Origin of the sequence: Endozoicomonas acroporae (assembly GCF_002864045.1) — a bacterium.
Classification (GTDB): Bacteria; Pseudomonadota; Gammaproteobacteria; order Pseudomonadales; family Endozoicomonadaceae; genus Endozoicomonas; species Endozoicomonas acroporae.
The window spans coordinates 1-21,389 of the sequence record NZ_PJPV01000047.1; the positions used below are offsets into that span (position 1 = coordinate 1).

Genomic DNA, 21,389 nt, shown 5'->3' on the forward strand with positions numbered 1-21,389 from the left:
AAAATTCCAGATTTATGTTAGGGGTGCTGAATAGTTACTAATGCAGGAGCAATTGCTGCATAGCCCAGATTATTCCCGGACAGCCTGAGTTTGGCATATTCATTATGCAGGGTGACCCAAAACACGGATTACCAGGCCTTATGAACAGTCATGTGCCGTTGGACATTGAGCAATGACGATTTTGGAGACAGTTTCATGATTAATTCAACCGGTCATCAACCGGTCCCTCCATCTGGTCCAACTGCCAGGCTCCCGGGATTGGCAGACCACGGGCCATCAACCAGTGATTCGCCAATGCCCCCTTTTGCCGGAAAGTGTGTTGCCATTGCCAGTGGCGGCTCTGAACCCATTGAGCCAGCATCATCAACCTCTGCAATTGCCATATCTGCACGGAGTGTTGAATCCGGCTTTGCCTCTGACCCATTGCCTGCAAAACAACCGGGTGACTTTGTCAAATGGGGAGAGTTGGACCAGCAAATCAGAGAAAGCCTAACGTTCCTCAATGTGTATGTATTCGCTATTTACCTGGGCCTTCCGTTAAATCAATTATTTATACTCGAGCAAAAATTTCCGAACCGGAATGATGCAACCAGACCTTTTCATCTGCTGGAAGATTTTTTAACTCAGGCAAATCATCAGTTAACCTATGAACAATGGCTCATAGTGCTGGCGAATACCTCAAGACCAGAACTGGCGAAATTGTATTGTGAAAAGTCGGGTGTTGCCATTGACCAGAGCCAGTTCCTGTCTGACTGGCCTGCCTGTGTGCAGGCTGCAGATAATGATGCTGCGCTAAATCACAAGCTGGATATTTTCAAGCTGATCAAGATCTTGCAAATAGAAAAAGGCCGTTTCTTTAATAGTATTCCGACGACAACATTAGCCTATGCCGCCGGATACCCGGAATTGATGGATGATCAGGATATTAAACAATTTTCTGAAGTAGAAAACTTTTATGCAAACATATTCCTGTTTAAGAAAATCCTGGATAAACACGGTGGGAGCATTACCACTAATGAGATAGTCAAAATAATGTGCAATCCTGAGATTATGCTCATCAGCTGTGCATACCGCCTCATTGAATCCCTGAAAGGCAATACCATACCTTTTTTCCTCAGCTATAACTCAAGCTGGAATCAGCAGCTTGTCGATCTGGCATACCAGGCTTCAGAGCTTGGGATAAACGCTGAACATTTGGGCCGGGCACTGGGGGTACCGTTGCATATCATCCAGAAAATTGTTGATCGAAATTATAACTCGGTAAGCATTGTAAAAAAGTTCGATGATTTATTCTATCAGGCAATCCTTTGCTCACCCCGACTCACACCCGGGCATATTATCCATGCGATGCGTGAAGCAGGCCGTGCCAGCGGTTGTCATGAGGAGTTAGAAAAGTGGATAGAAATAGAGAAGGCACATTTGTCTCGGCTAAACGAATTCCCTTCTGAAGAGTTACCTGAGCTCAAACCACTCTATTGGCCAGAAAATGACCACCCTGCCAGAATTGTCAGGTCGCAACCGTTGACCCTGGATTTTTTGCGTCACTTACCATTAAGCCATAACTGGTTTTTGATTGGTTTAACCATGGGGCTTTCAGGGGATGAGCTGGAAAGGATTGGTTCCATAACAATTTTGAAAAACGGTGCGCCAGACCAAGACGAGCTGAGCCTTACAGCTTTGGAATTATCCCGGACACTGGTTCAAAAGGGGTTGGAAACAGGTCATCTTTACCAGGCACTGAAGATGCTGGATGATCAGGCAACACTGGCTTACTTTCCAGAACATTCGGATGACCAGCCTGAAAAAAAATTACCCGGGAAGATTGCTAAAGCCATCAGACAGGGACAATTAATGGCCCGGGTTGTTCCTTATTTCGGTTCGGAAAGCATAAAATTTCTCAACGCTATGATGAGCACAGTTGCAACAAGTCGAATTACTTTCAAATCATTGAAAAGGCCGCTCCCTGACAATCCAGCTACTGAATTGCTCCCCCCGGAGTTAGTAAAAACAGAGCCTGCCATTGCTATTGCAAGCAATGTCGCCCCGATGCTTGAACGGAGTGTCATCTCCGGCACTGAATGTTCCCGGTTGCCTGAAACACCAATGGACGGCACTGTATACTGGAGTAGTTTGGGCCATAAATTTACCCGGGGCATATCACCCGATGACCAGGTACTGTTTGCCATATATCTGGGATTTCCAATAGCCGATATTGCCAAAATTTCAGAAACTGTAATGAATCAGGAATATGCACCGGCTAACTATTTAGCCCTGCCTGTCGTCAATCGACAAGATAAGGCAACCATCGAAAAACTGATGATAACCCATAAAAAACTACTGACAATGCTGGCGGGTATCTCAAGATTTGATCTGGTTGAATTGCACTGTAAAAAATTTGGTATTGTATTTGACCAGAGTCGGCTCACGACTCAATCACCTCCCACTTTAGAGACTGTTGATGCTAATGCTGAGCTTGATTATCAGCTGGATTTCTTCACGTTACATCAGATCGTCAACAAAGATGAGTATCTGGTTTCCACAGTTCCGAAGGCAACAATTGCCTTTGCGGCCGGATATCCGGAACTGATGATGGATCAGGATCTGCAATCTATCCCAAATAGCGTTAAACAATTTTCAACCATGATTTTGCTGAACAGGATTCTGGAGAAGCAAGGGGGGATCATGACCACAAATGAGCTGGTAAAAATAATGAGCCACCCTGAGATTATGAACATCCGTTGTGTGCATCGTTTCATTGAATCCTTAAGAGAACATCCAGTACCTTTTAGCCTTGAAGATGAAGGCAATTTATGTAGACAAATGCTTTGTTTGGCTGGCGGAATTGCAAAGATCAAGATACCTGCTGACGTCATTGGTAATGCCCTTGGGGTGTCATTGCCAATAATCCAGCGCATTCTCAATGAATCATTTGTCGATGAAGCCGACCATGATCAGATATACGAGCTACTGCTGGCAGCAACTCGTTGTCAGCCCGGGCTGCTGACTCCGGCACATATCTTATGTGCTCTACGCGAAGCTGCAGGCCCCAAACTGGAAGGAAAGTTAAATCGCTACATGGCAATTAACAGTAAGAAATTGTCTTTATTTCTGGAGCCCGGTTCTGAGCAGCCCCCTGTCATCAAACCACTCTATCGCCAGGATGATGACAGCTCTGTCACCACGACCAGTTCACTACCGCTAACCCCGGATTTTCTGCGCCGTTTACCATTGAGCCATAACTGGTTTTTGATTGGTTTAGCCATGGGATTACCCGTGGATGAGTTACGGGAAATGGACCTAAAGACCAGAGATAAAAATAATGAGGTTGAGCAAGCGAAGCAGAGCATTGCAGCCTGTTACCTGTCACATAAACTTGCAGAGCTAGGTAAGAGAGGCGTGGAAACAGGTCACCTCTTTCGGGTATTGCACAATTTGGATGACCAGATGGCACTGCATTATTTTCCGGAGCATCTGTCAGCTCAACCTGAAAAAACATTACCAGAGGATATCGCTAACGCCATGGAACAGGCAAAACTAATTCTCAGGTTGCTCAACACAGTTGATCTAAAAGAGTTGAAAAAAATTCTGTCTGGTTACAATCGTTACAATCAGATGAAAATAGAGTTCTGGATATAGGCCGCAAATGCCTCCCGTGGAAATCCCCCAGGAGCCGGTCCTGCACTTTGAGAACCGGGCATATTCATTGTGCAGGGTGGTAGAAAAGTCAGCTTATAAGGCTCATCACCGGTCATGAGCCTTTGAACATTTAACCATCATCATCCCTGCCCGCTAAATAAGTAGTTAACCAAATGAAATCATATATTTCTGACTAAGTTGTCAGTCACTCTGCGGCGTTGCAACTCCGGTCACATAGCTACGGCTATGCTCCCTACGTTGCGCCTTGCATAGCAACTGCCCACTTAGCCAGAAATATACGATTCCATTTGGCCAACTACTTACAACAACGATCAGAGAACACCCTTGGGGTAAGAACCAAGCACACGGAGATCATTGGCACGCTCACCCAGCTTCTCCAGCACCTTGCCAACAACAGGGTCATCCTGATGACCTTCAAAATCCACAAAAAACACATAGTTCCAGATGCCGGTTCTGGATGGGCGGGTCTCAACCCGTGTCAGGTCGATATTGTGCACATGGAAAGGCTCAAGAATCGCATGGAGCGCTCCTGGCTGGTTGCGCATGCTAATGACCACTGATGTTTTGTCATCACCACTGGGTGGAACCGGCTGATTGCCAATGATCAAAAACCGGGTTGAGTTATCAGGACGGTCTTCAATTTTCTCAGCGATCTTTTCCAGACCATACATTTCTGCCGCCATATCACCGGCAATGGCCGCCGAATTCCACTCACCCTTGACCCGCTTCGCTGCTTCTGCGTTGGAGCTGACCGCAACCCGTTCAGCCATGGGCCAGTGGGAGTCCAGCCACTTGCGACACTGGGCAAAAGACTGGGCATGGGAGTAGATGCGGGTAATATGATCCCGCCGGGTGTTTTCTGAAATCATCATGTGCTGATGAATTCGCAGTACCACTTCACCACAAATCTTCAGTGAAGCGTCCATAAAGCTGTCCAGGGTATGACTGACCACACCTTCCGTGGAGTTTTCCACCGGCACCACACCATAGTTGACCGCACCGGCAGCCACTTCCCGGAATACTTCATCAATGGCCGCCATGGGCACGCAAACCGCAGAGTGGCCGAAGTGCTTCAGGGAAGCCTGCTGGGTAAATGTGCCTTCCGGCCCCAGAAAAGCCACCTTGACCGGCTCTTCCAACGCCAGACAGGCGGACATGATTTCACGAAACAGACGGGCCATCTCTTCGTCATTCAAAGGCCCGTCATTTTTCTTCATGATTTTACGAAGTACCTGGGCTTCGCGCTCAGGTCGGTAAAACACAGCAGAGGGATCAGCTTCTGTTTTTACACGGGCCACTTCCTGGGCACATCGCGCACGCTCGCTGATCAGATCAAGGATTTGCTGATCCAGCGAATCAATTTGAATTCGCAACTGCCCCAACTTCTCTTCTGCCATTATCCATACCGCCGTTCAAATTCTTTCATGAAGTCTACAAGAGCATCCACATGCTGCTCTGGCACTGCATTATAGATACTTGCCCGCATACCGCCTACTGCCTTGTGCCCTTTCAGGTAACGAAAGCCTGCCTGTTCGGACTCGGCAAGGAACGTTGCATCCAGCTCCGGGTTGATCAGTGTAAACGGCACATTCATGCGGGAGCGCCACTTTGGGTCCACCGGGTTCTGATAAAAACCGGAGCCATCAATCTGAGTGTACAGCTTGCTGGCCTTGCGCTCATTGAGCGCATTGATCGCTGCCAGCCCACCCTGTTTTTTCAGCCATTTAAAGACCAGACCGGCTAGATACCAGGCAAAGGTTGGTGGCGTGTTGTACATGGAATCATTGCCCGCTTGCAGCTTATAGTCCAGCACCGCAGGACACATCAGTGAACCGCGCTCCAACAGGTCTTCACGAACAATCACCACGGTAAGACCGGCCGGACCAATATTCTTCTGGGCACCGGCATAAATAACACCAAACTTGCTGACATCCAGCGGGCCGGACAAGATATTGGAAGACATATCCGCCACCAGCGGCACATCACCCGTCTCCGGTATAAATGAAAACTCAAGACCACCGATGGTCTCATTGGGCGTGTAGTGCAAATAAGCGGCATCTTTACTTATCCGCCACCGGTCTTCGGCAGGCATCGCATTAAAGCCCCTGTCCTTGCCATCAGCAACAATATTCACATCCAGGTAGCGCTGGGCTTCTTTAATAGCTGACTGGGCCCAGTAACCACTGTTGACATAGTCAGCAAAAACCTTGTCGCCCTTAAGGTTCAGTGGCACCGCCGCAAACTGCCCCCGGGCTCCCCCTTGCAGAAAAAGCACTTTGTAGTTATCAGGGATCTTCAACAGATCACGCAGGTCTTTTTCGGCCCCATGGGCAACCGCGAGAAACTCCTTGCCCCGATGGCTCACTTCCATCACCGAAGCGCCCACATCCTGCCAGTTCATCATCTCATCCCGGGCCTGCTGCAGCACCTCATAGGGAATCGGTGCAGGTCCGGCTGAAAAGTTGTAAACCCGATGATCCAGCTGCGCCAGAACATCATTTACACCATCTGTTACACAAGGCTTCACAATGACTCCCTCGCCACTAAACGGCGGTTTACCCGGTCATTACCGACAAACTTTCTAATTCACTCCGGGTGAGTGACTGTAATTATGATGAAAAACGCCAGCACGGGGAGCCTGTCGGACTTAAGACTATCAGGATTCTACCGTCCCTTCGCTGGCAATGGGATCATCCTGCCCTTCAGTCTCAAGCTCAGGCGCATCCACAGCCTCTGGCTCCTCAACGCGGGCAACACCCACCAGTTTTTCACCCTCAGAGACACGGATCAGCGTAACCCCCTGGGTATTACGACTCAGTGAAGAGACGCCATCAACCCCGGTTCTCACCAATGTTCCCTGGTCAGAAATCAGCATAATCTGCTCGCCGCTCTTCACCTGGATAGCACCCACGATTTCACCGTTACGCTCCGTGCACTGCATGGAGATAACCCCCTGACCACCACGGCTGGTGAGTCGGAACTCATCGACGGCAGTGCGTTTACCGTAACCTTTGGCGCTGGCCGTCAGAATCTGGGTATCTTCCTCCGGAATAATCAGAGAGATAATCCGCTGACCTTCAGGCAGTTTCATACCACGGACACCACGGGCTGTCCGGCCCATGGCACGAACATCGGTCTCCTCAAAGCGAACCGCCTTACCACCATTAGACAGCAGCATCACCTGCTTTTCTCCGGTAGTAATTTCAGCCCCCACCAGGGTATCCCCTTCATCCAGACCCAGGGCGATCAGGCCGGAAGAGCGTGGGCGGGCAAACTGCTCCAGAGGTGTCTTCTTCACCGTACCATTGAGCGTCGCCATAAAGACGAAATAACCTTCGGTAAACTCTTCCACCGGCAGCATGGCGGTGATTTTCTCATTCTGCTCCAGCGGCAGAATATTAACGATCGGTCGACCACGGGAGGTTCTGCCCGCCTGGGGGATCTGATAGACCTTCAACCAATAGACCTTACCCTTGCTGGAGAAGCAGAGGATCTGGGTATGGGTGTTAGCCACCAGCATGTGCTCGACATAGTCCTCTTCCTTGACGGAAGCCGCTGACTTGCCACGACCGCCACGACGCTGTGCCTGATAGGTATCCAGGGGCGTGGTCTTGGCATAGCCACCGTGGGACAGGGTGACCACCATGTCCTCTTCATCAATCAGGTCTTCAACCGTCAAGTCACGACGGGAGCTGGTGATCTCGGTACGACGCTCATCACCAAACTCATCCCTAACCTGCTCAAGCTCTTCCCTGATGACGGCACGCAGCTTCATTGGGTCACAGAGGATCAGAATCAGCTCGGCAATTTTCTCCAGCAGCTCACGGTATTCAGACAGCAGCTTCTCATGCTCAAGACCGGTCAGTCGGTGCAGTCGCATTTCCAGAATGGCCTGAGCCTGAACCGGAGACAGGTAATAAAGCCCATCCCTGAGACCATAAGCCTCAGGCAGATCATCCGGGCGACAGGCATCGGCACCGGCACGCTCGGCCATTTCCATCATGTGGCCGGGATTCCAACCCTTGGCGATCAGCTTTTCTTTAGCTTCCGCCGGTGTTGGCGAGTCCTTGATCAGCTGGATAACCGGATCGATATTGGACAAAGCAACGGCCAGACCTTCCAGAATATGACCACGCTCACGGGCCTTTCTCAGCTCATAAACGGTCCGGCGGGTAACCACCTCACGGCGGTGGCGTATAAAGGCTTCCAGGAACTCCTTCAGGTTAAGCAGCTTGGGCTGACCATCCACCAGGGCCACCAGGTTGATGCCGAAAACGGACTCAAGCTGGGTCTGGGCATACAGGTTATTGAGCACCACCTCGGCATTTTCACCACGGCGAAGCTCGATCACCACCCGCAGGCCGTCTTTGTCAGACTCATCGCGCAGCTCGGAAATACCTTCAATCTTGCGGTCTTTTACCAGCTCGGCAATCTTCTCAATAAGGCGCGCCTTATTCAGCTGATAAGGGATCTCGGTGACAATAATGGTGCTTTTGTTTTTCTTTTCATCGTGCTCGATATCGGCCCTGGCACGAATGTAGATGCGACCACGACCCGAGCGATAGGCCTGAAGGATACCAGCCCGGCCATTGATAATCGCAGCCGTAGGGAAGTCAGGACCCGGGATGTACTCCATCAGGTCATCAACCGTCAGCGCTTCATCATCCAGCAGCGCCAGACAGCCATTGACCACCTCGGTCATATTGTGAGGCGGGATATTAGTGGCCATGCCCACTGCGATACCGGCCGAGCCATTCACCAGCAGGTTAGGGACACGGGTGGGTAAAACGGCAGGAATCTGCTCTGTGCCATCGTAGTTAGGCACATAGTCTACGGTTTCCTTGTCGAGATCTGCCAGCAACTGATGGGCGATCTTGTCCATCCGGATTTCCGTATAACGCATCGCTGCGGCGGAGTCACCGTCAATGGAGCCGAAGTTGCCCTGGCCATCAACCAGCATGTAGCGCAGGGAAAATGGCTGCGCCATCCGGACAATGGTGTCATAGACCGCAGAGTCGCCGTGGGGATGGTATTTACCGATCACATCCCCGACCACACGGGCAGATTTTTTGTAAGGTTTGTTCCAGTCGTTGCCCAGTTCGCTCATGGCGAACAGTACGCGCCGGTGCACGGGCTTGAGCCCGTCACGTACATCAGGCAGGGCACGACCAACGATGACACTCATGGCGTAGTCCAGATAGGACTGCTTTAGTTCATCTTCAATATTTACCGGGAGAATCTCTTTGGCAATTTCAGTCATGGAAACCCAGTCGTCCTTTTGCTTACGGCCAACAGATAGCGGTCAGCATCCATCCCAGTTCTGTGGATCAGGACACCGATAATAAAGTCTTATCCAAACAGAAAAAATGCTCTTTCCCAGAGCATCTCAATGGAATGATCGCCTAAGGTAGTTGATTTTCAAAACCGCGATGTTACCACAATTCATGCCTTATCCGCGAGATGCATCAACCACTTTGGGAATATGTTTTTTGCCTGTCCATCAATGGCACAGGGCGGATAACTGCTTTCAGGAAATCGTCAAAAAAGTGCCAACTGGGTAAACCTGTGTTTTTTCCTGAACCGGTCTAGATTTGAAGTAAGCACTGATGCTTAACACTTAACAAAGGATTGTTACCATGAAGATAGGAGCTGATGCACTCCGTGAAATGGGTATTGACCCGAACCAATTTAACGAAGTTTCTAAGCACGTAGACTTGGCAGCAGCTTGTTCACGCAAAGTAAAGCAGGCATGGTTTGAGAATAAATGGTCTGTCGAAGCCAAAAACGAATTAAAGAACCTTGTCAATTATCTGGCTTCTGCAATTGACCACGGTACAGATGTAAAAGAGGATGTCAAAAAAGCACTTGCCGACCGTGCCCTTCAGAATGCTGAGGCGGTAAGTAACAAAACAAAAGCTACTAAAAAAGCACCTGCTGAAAAAAATGAGCCTGCTGTTGTAGCAACCAAACCAGGCAAACCCGGAAAGTTGGACCCCAATCGTCTCAAACCCTTCGAAAATTAACCGCGTTGACTATTAGCAGACAAACGTCTCAATAACGAAACCTCCAAAAGGCTGTACTTGAAGGTTCAGCCTTATCTCTTTCTGATCACACTAACCTCATCACTAAGGTTCAATTTCTCACGCCCAAAACTCAACACTGTGATCGGCTGCAGGATTAACGGTATAATCCGCACATATGGCAGCCCTGACTGCCTCAATGACACTGCTTTGACGGATCATAACCAATGCCCGACATGCGCTCAGCCCAAAATGTAGACCTCGGAGAAATCGCCAAGTTTGAAGAACTGGCCAGCCGCTGGTGGGACCCGGACAGTGAGTTCAGACCGCTTCATGAGATCAATCCCCTGCGTCTGAATTATATTGATGAACGTGTTGGACTGGCCGGGAAACAAGTGATTGATATTGGCTGCGGTGGCGGCATTCTGAGTGAGTCCATGGCGCAACGGGGAGCCCATGTCACTGGTATCGATATGGGTGAAGCCCCCCTGTCTGTGGCCCGCCTGCACAGCATGGAAAGTGGCGTTGAAGTGAACTATCGCCGAATTACCGCTGAGGAGTTGGCCGAAGAGATGCCCGGCCAGTTCGATGTGGTGACCTGCCTGGAAATGCTGGAGCACGTTCCCGACCCGGCTTCCGTCATCAAAGCCTGCAGCAAACTCCTGAAACCCGGTGGACAGATCTTTTTTGCCACTATCAACCGCAACCCCAAGTCATTCCTGTTTGCCATTGTTGGTGCGGAATACATACTCAAACTGCTGCCCAAAGGCACTCATGAGCACAAGAAGTTTATCAAGCCCAGCGAGTTAAGCCGGGACATGAGAAAAGCCGGGCTCACTATGCGTGACATGACCGGGATGACCTACAACCCTTTGACGAAAGTGTACCGGCTCAACCCGAAGGACGTAGACGTCAATTACCTGATTTATGGTTCAAAGCCAGCCACCCCTTAACTGATGGCCCAGTTTCTGGCAACGAGAACCACTGCCATCAGGCAAACAACCAAGAGTAACGATGATGAAAGCCATTGAAGGCGTTTTTTTTGATCTGGACGGCACCCTGCTGGACACCGCAGAAGATTTTGTAATTACCGTGAATCAAATGCTGGCAGATCACCAGCACCCGGCAATGGATAGCCATTTGATTCGGCAGAATGTTTCTGCCGGCTCACGGGCGCTGATGAAGCTTGCCTTCAATCTTGCGCCCGGCGATGAGCTGGAACAGAAAAGGACTCTGTTTCTGCAATACTATGATCGGCATATCCAGGACCACAGTCGTTCATCATTTGCCCGGCCCTACCCTGGCATACTGTCACTGATCGGGGAACTTGAACGTCGGGATATCGCCTGGGGTATTGTCACCAATAAACCCAGACCCTATGCCCTCTCATTGATCCGACAAATTGGCCTGCTGGAGCGAAGTCATGCCATTGTCTGCCCGGAGGATGTCAAAAAGCCGAAACCAGACCCGGAAGCCCTCTTTCTTGCCTGCCGACAGTCCGGCAGTTCACCGCAGTTCAGCGTCTATATTGGCGACCACATTCGAGATATCGAAGCTGGAAAACAAGCCGGTATGATCACCGTTGCCGCACATTATGGCTACATTGCTGAGGGTGAAGATCCTGCACAGTGGGGTGCGGACCTGAATATCGGCCATATCCAGCAGCTGCACCGCTGGTTTGAACAGCACAACTGGCAAATCATCAAAGACAGGTCCCATGCCTGACAGGCTGTTGGAAAATCGCGCAGCAAACTAAAAACCAGGGAGTAACATCATGTTTTCCTACCAGGCTCCGAAAGACCTGCTGAAGGATAAAGTCATACTGGTAACCGGAGCCGGCAGTGGTATCGGCCGGGTCGCCGCCCTTACCTATGCCCGCCACGGTGCCAGCGTCATTCTGCTGGGCAGAAGCACTGAAAAACTGGAAGAGGTATACGATGAAATTGAACTCAATCAGTGGCCGCAGCCAGCCATCTATCCACTAAACCTGGAAAGCGCAGGTGATATCGATTTCAGTAATCTGGCTGAAACCATTGAGAACGAATTTGGTCGGCTTGATGGTCTGTTACACAACGCCAGCCTTTTAGGTGAGCTGAAACCCATCAGCCAGTTTCCCACAGAAACCTGGCTGCGCATCATGCAGGTTAATCTGAATTCAGCCTTTATAATGACCCGGGAACTGCTGCCTCTGCTCCGCCTGTCAGAAAAGGCGTCGATCATTTTTACCTCGTCCGGCGTGGGTCACCAGGGACGGGCGTACTGGGGAGCCTATAGCGTGTCAAAATTTGCCACTGAGGGTCTGATGCAAATCGTGGCAGATGAGGAGGACGGTATTAGCTCTGTGCGTGCCAACAGCATCAACCCCGGTGGCACCCGTACCTCAATGAGAGCGGCGGCCTTTCCGGGAGAAGACCCGGAAACACTCCCCACACCGGAAGACATAATGCCGGTTTACCTTTATCTGATGGGGGACGAAAGTAAGGACATCAACGGCCTGGCTTTTCATGCCCAACAGTAAAAATGCAATCACTGGCCCTGACCGAACGTCGGGGCTCAAACAACTGTTTCAACGGCGTTGTCAATAAAAAAGAACTTATTCATCAGTACACTGAGAACAAACACTTCCATAGACTTTATTTCTTTTCGTCTATTCTGATGCGGTCATTCTTATCTCAAATAGAATTATCACAATCAGAATTATGAAAATTCGACGTTTTAAAGAAAAGAAAATGGACATGAAAGTTTTGGCCGCTCTATTACTTTCATCATTACTCAGCTTACAGCCCCTCTTTGCTGATAGCGTTGATCAGAAAGCTTTAAACAATGAAGTTATCATTGCCGCAAACTGGCAACAGCATTCCGGGGAATACTGCGCTTACTTTTACCAGAGTTTTAACGGCGCAACCGATCAACTGGAAGCTCTTCTGGCAAAGACGCCTGAAGGTAAAAAGCCTGCAATAATCACCGATATTGATGATACTCTGATATCAGGCACCCGCTATTTTACCAGTTTGGTTGACACCCATGAATCCCGAAGTATCGAGCGGTCCAGATTCTGGTGGAATCATCAAGAGACGAAAGCACTGCCAGGGTCCGTTGAATTCCTGCAAAAGGCCTATAGTCTGGGCATTGAAATATTCTATATCAGCGGCCGTTTTAATGATGTAAAAACCATTACTATTAATAAACTGAAGCAATTGGGTTATCCGGTTATCAGTGAAAGAAATGTGATTCTCCAGGCAGAAAAAAACATTACCCTCAGCAAAGAGGACAAGCGTCAGCACATCATAACAGCGGGCTACCACCCGATCATGCTGTTTGGTGACCAGCTGGACGATCTTGGTGAGGTAGTTAAAGGCCTTTATCCGGAAAAGAAAAAGTGGGTAAGTCAGCATCAGGATAAACTTGGCCGCCAGTGGTTTATTCTGCCAAACACCGTTTACGGATTCTGGGAAGAAGCCATCAGCAAAGACTACCGAACACTGAGCCCGGCAGAAAAACACCGGGTTCGCATCCGCCAGGTTAACGACACAGAGTTACCAGTGCCTGTTCCCGAGAGCTACCGGCAGCATATTATCATGGCCGATCTCTGGGTCAGGAAATCCGCAGATTTCGATGCCACCGCTATTCAAACTTATAACCTGGCCAACAAGGCTCTTGAAGCCCCTGAAAATCGCTACGCCACTGATCGGGCAATTATTGTTGATATTGATGGCACGCTCATTGACTACCCTCCAAATCATTTAATTCCACCTCTTTGCAAAGCATTCCCTGAACCTGAAGCGAAGATGAGAAACTACGAAAAACAGCTTCAATCCACCTCTATTCCCGGTGCCAGAGAGTTTTTAAACAAAGCGGCTGCCCTGGGTTATGAAATCTTTTATCTAACGGCCCGGGAGCACTCTTCCGGCCGTCCGGGTCATAAAGGGGATGTAGAAAACTTCACCTTAAAACAACTAGCTGCCAATGGATTCCCCAAAGTTACGCAGACCAACCTGCTGAACCGCTCCAAATATTGTCCGGTCAATAAAAAAAGCTGTGATAAGGAGCACCAGCGAAAAGCCATCATGGCTGGAAGGATCAATGGAAAAAAATATGATGTCAGACTGTTTGTCGGTGACCTTCTGGATGACTTTGATTTAAAAGAGCAAGGGTTATCACCTTTTGACCAGGCTTCCGTTGAAAAAACCAGAAACCTTTACGGAAGAAAATATTTTATTATTCCCAATCCGGTCAACAAAACCTGGATGCGGCAATACTATTCACAGATTGCAGGAAAAGATATTTGCCAGTTGAGCGATCAGGAACGTTCTGATATTCGCAGAAGCTTAATAGAAGATTGGCCTGAAAAAGATCTACATAAAGCGGCGCAGGCCAGCTCATCATTTCAATAAGCTTGATGTTTACAATCTCCGTTCACCCTGAGCGAAGTCGAAGGGTGATTGGCACAGTGTAACAGGGCCTGTTGCATCAACAGGCCCTGCCATTACCGTTTGATCAAACTGCCATTTTCCATTCGGAAGACCTGATCCATCTTTCCCAGGGCAGTTCGCTTATGGGTGATCATAATGATGGTACTGTCTTTGAATTGACCCAAAACGGTATCCATCAAGGCCTGTTCACTGTGAACATCCAGCCCTTCCCCCGGTTCATCCATCACCAGTATCGGGGCCGGTTTCAGCAAAGCCCGGGCAATGGCCAGACGGCGCTGCTCTCCGCCGGATAAGGCAATACCGCCCTGCCCCAGCCAGATATCCAGCAGATCACCATCGTTTTCCCTGGCAGCAGCAAGCCTATTCAGACCTGAATCGTTAACGACTGTTAACAGCTGCGCATCAGTTGCCGCAGGTGCAGCCAACAGCAGATTCTCCTTGAGCGTGGCGCTGAACACATGCGTTTTCTGAGGGACAAACGTGATGGCCCGGTAAAGTGCCTGTTCTGATAATTCCTGAATCAGCTGCCCATCCAGTAAAATCCTGCCACCAGAGGGCTCCAATCCACGGCTCAATAGCTTGATCAGCGTTGATTTACCGCATCCGGTTTTACCAAGCAGAGCAATATGGCTGCCTGCGGGAATGTGAAGTGATAGCTTATTAATGACTGGCTGGTTATTGGCATCGCTGTTATTGACATAGCTACAGGAGACCTCAGTAAACTGAATCTCACCTTTTAATACTTCTCCTGTTGCCTTTTCTGGAAATACAACCACCGGCAACTTCACCACCTGGCGCAAACGACTGGCCGCCTGTCGTGTATGACTGAGAAACTGAAAAGCAACGAGCAACGGCATCAGTGCTTCAAAACTGGCCAGCATCCCAAACACCATCATAACCATAACCGGCCCACTGAACAGGCCTGCACTCATCTCACCACTGGCGATATACAACACCAGTAATGCCGCCGCACCGGAGCCGGAAACAAACAGGGCGGAACCGAAGCCTTCCATCACGGCCATGCGGGACTGGTCGGCAACCAGTTTCTGTTCCGATTCAGCCATCGAGGCACGGCTACTGGCATCACTGCCATAGATCTGCTGTTCCGCCATACCCTGCAGATAATCCAGTACCCCCTGGCGCAAACGCGCCTGCCTGACACCCATTGACTCCCCGGTCCTGCGACCCAGAACATAAAACAGCAACGGCATGGAGATAATCCAGAGCATCATCACCAGCAATACCACCATGGCCACCGCAGCACTGAAAAAAGAGATAAACAGTGAAAACAGCAGAGCAACACTCACAGCAGACAGCAATGGGCTGACCAGCCTCAGATAGAGCTGATCCAGGGCATCAATATCAGCCACCAGCCGATCAAGCAGCTCACCTTTACGGTACTGTCCGAGCTGCTCTTGGGAGAGTGGAATCAATTTACTGAAAAACCAGCTGCGCAGGCCTGACAACAGCCGGAACGTGGCATCATGGCTGACCAGACGTTCTGCATAGCGGGCAGCGGTACGGGCAATGGAAAAGCCCCGAACGCCCGCCCCCGGGGTAAAGAAGTTAAAGGTCTGGGCCGTGGTAAAGGTCAACCCGGCGATGGCGGTGGCGGTAATAAACCAACCGGACAGTGAGAGCAGGCTGAGGCTCGCCAGCAGGGTAACCATTGCCAGCAACACACCCAATGACAGCATCCCCAGATGCTGACGATACAATTTCAGGAAAGGCCACAGGTCATTCATTATCCAGACTCCCCTGATTACAATGCATATTAATAAACTGCTGATACGAAGCACTTTCCCTCGCCAACGTTGCCGGAGAGCCGTCAGCCACCAGCCTTCCTTTTTCCAGCATCAGGATCTGATCCATGGCCTTGAGCTGGCTGATTCGGTGGGTAATGGTGATAACAGTGCAATCGTCAGGTATGGCATCCAGGGCATCCAGCACCAGGCTCTCACTGACAGAATCCAGGCTGGCTGTCGGTTCGTCCAGAATTAATAACCGCACCGGCAATACAAGGGCTCTTGCCAGGGCAATCCGCTGGGCCTGACCAACCGACAGGTTACCGCCCTGCTCTTTAAGGACACTGTCCAGCCCATCCGGCAGGTTTGCCAGAATATCCATACCCTGGGCCCTGGCCAGGGCGTCGAGGCACTGCTCACGGGAAACTGCGCGTCCAAAGGAAATATTATCATAAACGGAGCCATGGATTATCAATGGCTGCTGACCCAACCAGGCAATCGCTTTACGCCAGCTGCCGAGCCGGGTATCCGCCAGTGATTGCCCGCCTGCCTTTATTTCACCCTGGTAGCTCCAGAAGCCCATCAGCGTATTAATCAGCGTTGTTTTACCGGCACCGCTGCTGCCAATAATACCGACTCGGGTTCCGGGTTCGATCTTAAACGACAGACGATCCAGTAAAAGCGGCTGTTTGTTGTCTGAAGCGTCTGTCGGCAGCGGGTTAACTGCGGACTTTATGGTTGCCGACACGGATAGTTCTTTTACCTCCAGAGTCAGCGGCATTGCCTCTGGCAAAGATAACCCGCCATGGTGTGCCTCCGATTCTTTTCGGGATAATATGTCCAGAATCTCTTCCGTCGCACCAACCGCTTTGGCCCTGGCGTGATAATAGGTTCCCAGCTCCCGCAGTGGCTGATAATACTCAGGAGCCAGCAGCAACAGAAACAGCCCGGTATACAGTGTCACTTCACCACCAAAGGTAATATGCCCCAGAAAACTCATCCCCAGAAACACCGCCACCAGCGCAATGGACACCGAAGCAAAAAACTCCAGCACCGTTGATGACAGAAAAGCCAGACGGAGTACCTGCATGGTCTTTATCCGAAAGTCTTCACTGGCATCGGCTAACTGTGTTTGTGCAAAGCTTGTTCGCTGAAAGAGTTTCAGCGTTTCCAACCCTTGCAGCCGATCCAGAAAGAAGCCCCCCAGGCGTGAGAGTGCCTGAAAATTTTTCCGGTTCGCCTGTGCGGCTTTCATTCCTACCAGAACCATAAAAACCGGAATCAGCGGCGCTGTTCCCAGAAAAATAATGCCCACCACCCAACTTCGTGGGAAAGCAACCACCAGCATAATGGCCGGTAACATTACCGCCAGAGCCATCTGAGGCAGGTATTTGGCAATAAATTCCTGAAGCTCTTCCACCTGTTCAACAACAATCGCCGACCAGCTACCGGCAGGCCGCTCAGCAATCACCAGCGGCCCAAGGCGGCGTAACTTATCCAGCAATAGTTTACGCACTTCTACCCGAACGCAGGCACCTGCCCGAAAACCACAAAACTCACGCCCCCAGGTGCAGGCACCACGAGCAACAACCAACACCAGCACCCGGAAAAAATCGTCCGTCAGCATCTCCCGGGTGGCTCCCTCCATCACCAGCTGATGGATCATTCCTGCCATGATTGAAGCCTGAATAATCAGCAAGACGCCATTGAGCAAACCCAGGCCCATGGAGATCAGTAGCCAGTGCCGGGCCGACCCTATCTGCCGTAACAACCAGCGATAGGCTTGCTTTTGTGTAGTTTGACTCATCTTTTCAATGTATTTCCCGGACTACTGAACACGTGCGGTGCATTGTACTTGACATCCTCCCACCACTAAACCGCTTCGCGGTTATAGTGGGGGATTCCTCCAGCGAGACGCTCATGCCCGAGCGCAAGAATGTTTCTGGCAGCGTTTATGTCACGCTGATGTTCAGCTCCGCACTCTGAACAGACCCATTACCTAGGCGGCCCCCTCTTATTCCAAGACCTGGCCTACCTTTCGGACTACTGTCGGGTATTACCCCGCAGCACGAACACGTTTGGGTGGAGTAGGCTTCGTTGACGATTTCAAAAACCACGCCTGCGTGATCGCACTTACAAGACAGCATGGTTTTCAATAATCCCCATCCGGCATCCAAAGCGGATTTCGCTTTTTTGGTTTTCACCATTGCCTGACTGGATACATTGCCAACGAAGATTACCGCATTCTCATTCACCAGTTTGCGGCTGTATTTGTGCAAGGCGTCTTGCCTTCTGTTTTTGATTTTGGCGTGAATCGCCTTGGCTCTTTTCTTGTTATTGGCTCTTTGGGCAATACCTAATTTCTGCTCAAGCATCCGGTATTCAAGGCCTGTAACACCATTACCGTTAGAATCGGTTGCAGATTCTTTAAAGCCAAGGTCTATACCGACTGACTGTGTTCCTTCAGATGTTTCAGGCTCTAAATCAACAACTACATTAAAATACCAACGACCTCTTGAGTCTTCGTTGAAACTGGCAGAACGGAACTTGTAGTCACTGAGTCCAAAAGAGTCCCACACTGAAAAATAGTGGCCGTTGTGGAATACCTGCCCGTTCTTCCATTTGGCCTGTCCGGTATTTATCGGAATCCAACCAAGGGATCGACGGACACCACGGGATTTTCGCCAGTTAAGCCTTGCTTTCTTGAATTGTTTTCTGCGAGTCACATACTCAGCGGCTATGCACTGTAAAGATTGGCTGTGCAATCCCAGCTCCTTGCCTGCCCCTTTGGTGTAGGGTGAATATCATAGGCAGACAAAAACACGCTCCGTTCTTTGATCGAACGGGAACTCAGTTCGTTGATATAGTTCCAGACAAAATTGACAGAGCGAATTATTTTACTGAGTAATTTGGCATGTTTGTCTTTTACCCGAACCTTTAGTGTTTTTGTTTTTGCCATACTTTTTTGACTTGGAAAACAACAAAAAGTTCCTGTTTTTACTGATAGTTTTGCCAGTCCTATCGGACAGCCTCCTAGGCGGCCCCACCTGCGCAGCCCAATCCATCTCCACCCAAGCTCTACGAGCTATGGATGGAGTATTCCGCGAGAATTGGTAACTCAATCGATACTCACCACGAGCATACTGACTGGTTTTCAAGTACTTTCGCCCCCTATAATTACGGGTCAAATTTATTTTGTGGTTCTGCTCTTGCTAAAAGAGTGTCCAAAAGGACAGCCTCTTCCGTTATTCAACCATTGGTCACCATGCTTCAAAATATTCGCATCATCCTTATCAATACCTTCCACCCCGGCAACATAGGCTCCGCTGCCCGGGCCATGAAAACCATGGGTCTGAGTGACCTCTGCCTGGTGACACCGCAACGATTTCCCGCGCCGGAAGCGGACTCCATGGCGGCCGGTGCCCTGGATGTGCTGGAAAACGCCCGGGTCTTTGACTCACTGGATGCAGCCATTGCCGATTGCGCCCTGGTCATCGGCACCAGCGCCAGAACACGCACCCATTCGTTTTCACGCCCGATGCTGGGGGCTGAAGCGTGTGCGGAGAAACTGCTCTGTGAATCCCGCCAGTCGCCCGTTGCTCTGGTATTTGGCCAGGAAACCATGGGCCTGACCAACAGCGAGCTGGAAAAGTGCCACTTCCATACCAGTATTGATGCAAATCCGGAGTACCCGGTACTTAATGTCGCCTCAGCCATTCAGATTCTCTGTTATGAGATCTTCAAGGCGTCGCTGAATAAAGAGAACCACTGGCACGGTGCAACACCAGAACAGGAATACCCACTGAATCAGGAGCTGGAAAAGTTCTACGAGCACCTGGAAACCACATTGACCGACATCAATTTTATTATTCAACAGCACCCGGGGCTGGTCATGACCCGGCTGCGTCGCTTGTTCAACCGAGCCCGCCCCGAAGCCAAAGAGCTGAATATGTTGCGGGGTATTCTGGGAGCCGCCCAGAAAGCATCTGGAAACAGCCATGACTGAGCGTGCTGTGCATACCGTTGAGGAACTCAACCCCATTGCCTTTCCCCTGGTTAACCGCTTTTTTAAAGAGAACGGGCACAAGGGAAAAGCGTCGAGTGAGGAGCGGGTCTGGGTAGCCCGCTGTTTGAAGGGAAACATTATCGCTGGCCTGAGGGCCAGTCCAAAATCCGACGGTTATCTGCTGAGAAGCGTTCAGGTAGTCAGCCATGCCCAAAGAAGGGGTATTGGCTCGTTCTTTTTGAGCGAAGTTCTGAAGGATATAGATGCTGTCAACTGCTGGTGCTACCCCTACGTTCACCTTGAACTTTTTTACCAGAGAGCAGGTTTTTTCAGCCCGGAGCCGGACAGTGTACCTTCTGATATCCTGGATCCTTACCTGAGGTACCGTCAACAGGGGCACACTTTCTTATTGATGGCCCGTTGCCCGCAGCAGGCCTGAAATTTGGAAAGGCGAATCATCAGTAATTTTCAGGTACAACCAGCCTTTTAAATCAACAGCAATCCGCAGATACAGAGGCATTAAAACATATTTTCAAAGATCATTGTTTACACTGCTGCCAGTAGCTCTCCATCTCTTCCAGCGTCAGCTGTTCAAAACGTTCCTCATGTTCCGTAGCAAGAGCTTCCATTTTCCGGAACCGATGATCAAATTTATGGCAGGCCTTACGCAATGCCATATCGGCATCAACACCGAGGTGCCGGGCAAGATTGACACAGGCAAATAACAGGTCACCCAGCTCTTCTGAAATCCGCTCCTGACTTTCACTTCTGGCAGCACGGATTTCATCCAGCTCTTCGTAAATCTTGTCAAATACCGGCTCTGGCTCCGGCCAGTCAAAACCCACTCTGGCCGCTGCTGCCTGAATTTTTTCAGCACGCTGCAAGGTTGGCAGCATTGTCGGCAAATCATCAGGCATGGCTGAGTGGCTCTCTTTGGGGCCTTTCAGTTTTTTTTCTTCGGCCTTTATTTCCTGCCACTTCTGCTTGACCTGTTCAGGCGTCAGCTGTTGCCCGGTAGCAAACGACTCCAGACTTCCATCAGGAAAAACATGGGGATGTCGGCGCAGCAATTTTGCCAATATCCCCTCACTGATATCGGCAAAGTCAAAAAAACCGTTTTCTCTGGCCATCTGGGCATGGAAAATCACCTGAAATAACAGGTCACCCAGCTCTTCTTTCAGGTTGTCATAATCTTCCCGCTCAATGGCTTCGGCAACTTCGCAGGCCTCTTCCAGTGTGTAGGGGGCAATGGTGGCGAAGGTCTGTTTCAGATCCCATGGACAACCATGTTCTCTATCTCTGAGTCTGGCCATCAAAGTAATCAGATTATCAATGGAATGTGACAAACCCGGCTCCTTGAAGAGTGTAAAAGCATTAAAACGAAAGGGATCCCTACGTCAGGTGATGGTGCTTTAAAAGGCACAAAAGCCTTGAACCACAAAGGCACGAAGACACAAAGGAAGCCTTTTTGTTTGCTGAGCGTAGCTCAGGCAAGCCCGGAAAAAACTTTGTGTCTTTGTGCCTTTGT

General features: G+C 50.0%; 15 protein-coding genes and 1 pseudogene. 8 read left to right on the forward strand and 8 right to left on the reverse strand.

All coding sequences use genetic code 11. The annotated features are described in order from the left end of the window. Window positions 1–195: 195 nt before the first annotated feature. On the forward strand, window positions 196–3,636 hold the full coding sequence (locus tag CX664_RS07740) for a hypothetical protein (protein ID WP_145999888.1): 3,441 nt from the start codon (window positions 196–198) through the stop codon (window positions 3,634–3,636). A gap of 332 nt (window positions 3,637–3,968) precedes the next feature. Here the strand turns inward: CX664_RS07740 and pheA are convergent, their stop codons facing one another. The 3 genes from pheA to gyrA all read right to left on the reverse strand — a co-directional run bounded on the left by pheA (window position 3,969) and on the right by gyrA (window position 8,917). Continuing rightward, entirely contained in the window at window positions 3,969–5,054 is a 1,086-nt protein-coding gene (pheA, locus tag CX664_RS07745; protein WP_101746186.1) for a prephenate dehydratase, read from the reverse strand. Beyond that, window positions 5,054–6,184 (reverse strand): 3-phosphoserine/phosphohydroxythreonine transaminase, encoded by a 1,131-nt coding sequence (gene serC / locus CX664_RS07750; RefSeq protein ID WP_244910636.1) that lies wholly within the window; start codon window positions 6,182–6,184, stop codon window positions 5,054–5,056. Before serC ends, pheA begins: the two co-directional genes overlap by 1 nt. Window positions 6,185–6,313: 129 nt before the next feature. Beyond that, complete coding sequence (gene gyrA, locus CX664_RS07755; protein ID WP_101746187.1) at window positions 6,314–8,917, reverse strand: DNA gyrase subunit A; 2,604 nt, start codon at window positions 8,915–8,917, stop codon at window positions 6,314–6,316. Window positions 8,918–9,293: 376 nt separating this feature from the next. Between gyrA and CX664_RS07760 the strand changes: the two genes are divergently transcribed. The 5 genes from CX664_RS07760 to CX664_RS07785 all read left to right on the forward strand — a co-directional run bounded on the left by CX664_RS07760 (window position 9,294) and on the right by CX664_RS07785 (window position 14,071). Then, entirely contained in the window at window positions 9,294–9,680 is a 387-nt protein-coding gene (locus tag CX664_RS07760; RefSeq protein WP_101746188.1) for a hypothetical protein, read from the forward strand. Window positions 9,681–9,904: 224 nt separating this feature from the next. Next, complete coding sequence (gene ubiG, locus CX664_RS07765; RefSeq protein WP_101746189.1) at window positions 9,905–10,630, forward strand: bifunctional 2-polyprenyl-6-hydroxyphenol methylase/3-demethylubiquinol 3-O-methyltransferase UbiG; 726 nt, start codon at window positions 9,905–9,907, stop codon at window positions 10,628–10,630. Between the two features lie 61 nt (window positions 10,631–10,691). Further along, window positions 10,692–11,402 (forward strand): HAD family hydrolase, encoded by a 711-nt coding sequence (locus CX664_RS07770; RefSeq protein WP_206679259.1) that lies wholly within the window; start codon window positions 10,692–10,694, stop codon window positions 11,400–11,402. A gap of 49 nt (window positions 11,403–11,451) precedes the next feature. After that, window positions 11,452–12,195, forward strand: a complete 744-nt coding sequence (locus CX664_RS07775) for a YciK family oxidoreductase (protein ID WP_101746190.1) — start codon at window positions 11,452–11,454, stop codon at window positions 12,193–12,195. Between the two features lie 211 nt (window positions 12,196–12,406). After that, a complete protein-coding gene (locus CX664_RS07785) occupies window positions 12,407–14,071 on the forward strand; it encodes an HAD family acid phosphatase (protein WP_163371768.1) in 1,665 nt (554 codons plus the stop codon). A gap of 92 nt (window positions 14,072–14,163) precedes the next feature. On the opposite strand, the gene cydC is transcribed toward CX664_RS07785, so the two are convergent. From cydC to CX664_RS07800, 4 genes and pseudogenes are all read right to left on the reverse strand, one after another. Next, entirely contained in the window at window positions 14,164–15,855 is a 1,692-nt protein-coding gene (cydC, locus tag CX664_RS07790) for a heme ABC transporter ATP-binding protein/permease CydC (protein WP_101746193.1), read from the reverse strand. Further along, a complete protein-coding gene (gene cydD / locus CX664_RS07795; protein WP_101746194.1) occupies window positions 15,848–17,662 on the reverse strand; it encodes a heme ABC transporter permease/ATP-binding protein CydD in 1,815 nt (604 codons plus the stop codon). Before cydD ends, cydC begins: the two co-directional genes overlap by 8 nt. 65 nt (window positions 17,663–17,727) lie before the next feature. Further along, window positions 17,728–17,823 (reverse strand): annotated as a pseudogene (locus tag CX664_RS28080) (hypothetical protein); the annotation flags it as partial. After that, window positions 17,808–18,620 carry an RNA-guided endonuclease InsQ/TnpB family protein gene (locus tag CX664_RS07800; protein ID WP_219622143.1) on the reverse strand — a complete coding sequence of 271 codons (813 nt, stop codon included), beginning with the start codon at window positions 18,618–18,620 and terminating at the stop codon, window positions 17,808–17,810. The gene CX664_RS07800 and the pseudogene CX664_RS28080, both read right to left, overlap by 16 nt. A 455-nt stretch (window positions 18,621–19,075) precedes the next feature. Between CX664_RS07800 and trmJ the strand changes: the two genes are divergently transcribed. After that, the gene (trmJ, locus tag CX664_RS07805) at window positions 19,076–19,861 is read left to right on the forward strand and encodes a tRNA (cytosine(32)/uridine(32)-2'-O)-methyltransferase TrmJ (protein ID WP_338063469.1); all 786 of its coding nucleotides are present in this window, start codon (window positions 19,076–19,078) and stop codon (window positions 19,859–19,861) included. Next, window positions 19,854–20,300, forward strand: coding sequence for a GNAT family N-acetyltransferase (locus CX664_RS07810; RefSeq protein WP_101746196.1), 447 nt, complete (start codon window positions 19,854–19,856; stop codon window positions 20,298–20,300). The genes trmJ and CX664_RS07810 overlap by 8 nt, the downstream gene beginning before the upstream one ends. Before the next feature lie 100 nt (window positions 20,301–20,400). Here the strand turns inward: CX664_RS07810 and mazG are convergent, their stop codons facing one another. Continuing rightward, window positions 20,401–21,207 (reverse strand): nucleoside triphosphate pyrophosphohydrolase, encoded by an 807-nt coding sequence (mazG, locus tag CX664_RS07815; protein WP_101746197.1) that lies wholly within the window; start codon window positions 21,205–21,207, stop codon window positions 20,401–20,403. Window positions 21,208–21,389: the final 182 nt, after the last annotated feature.

Coding starts and splice junctions, on each gene's coding strand:
- CX664_RS07740 (WP_145999888.1), top strand. CDS start 196: ATGATTAATTCAACCGGTCATCAACCGGTCCCTCCATCTGGTCCAACT.
- pheA (WP_101746186.1), bottom strand. CDS start 5,054: ATGGCAGAAGAGAAGTTGGGGCAGTTGCGAATTCAAATTGATTCGCTG.
- gyrA (WP_101746187.1), bottom strand. CDS start 8,917: ATGACTGAAATTGCCAAAGAGATTCTCCCGGTAAATATTGAAGATGAA.
- CX664_RS07760 (WP_101746188.1), top strand. CDS start 9,294: ATGAAGATAGGAGCTGATGCACTCCGTGAAATGGGTATTGACCCGAAC.
- ubiG (WP_101746189.1), top strand. CDS start 9,905: ATGCCCGACATGCGCTCAGCCCAAAATGTAGACCTCGGAGAAATCGCC.
- CX664_RS07770 (WP_206679259.1), top strand. CDS start 10,692: ATGATGAAAGCCATTGAAGGCGTTTTTTTTGATCTGGACGGCACCCTG.
- CX664_RS07775 (WP_101746190.1), top strand. CDS start 11,452: ATGTTTTCCTACCAGGCTCCGAAAGACCTGCTGAAGGATAAAGTCATA.
- CX664_RS07785 (WP_163371768.1), top strand. CDS start 12,407: ATGGACATGAAAGTTTTGGCCGCTCTATTACTTTCATCATTACTCAGC.
- cydC (WP_101746193.1), bottom strand. CDS start 15,855: ATGAATGACCTGTGGCCTTTCCTGAAATTGTATCGTCAGCATCTGGGG.
- cydD (WP_101746194.1), bottom strand. CDS start 17,662: ATGAGTCAAACTACACAAAAGCAAGCCTATCGCTGGTTGTTACGGCAG.
- CX664_RS07810 (WP_101746196.1), top strand. CDS start 19,854: ATGACTGAGCGTGCTGTGCATACCGTTGAGGAACTCAACCCCATTGCC.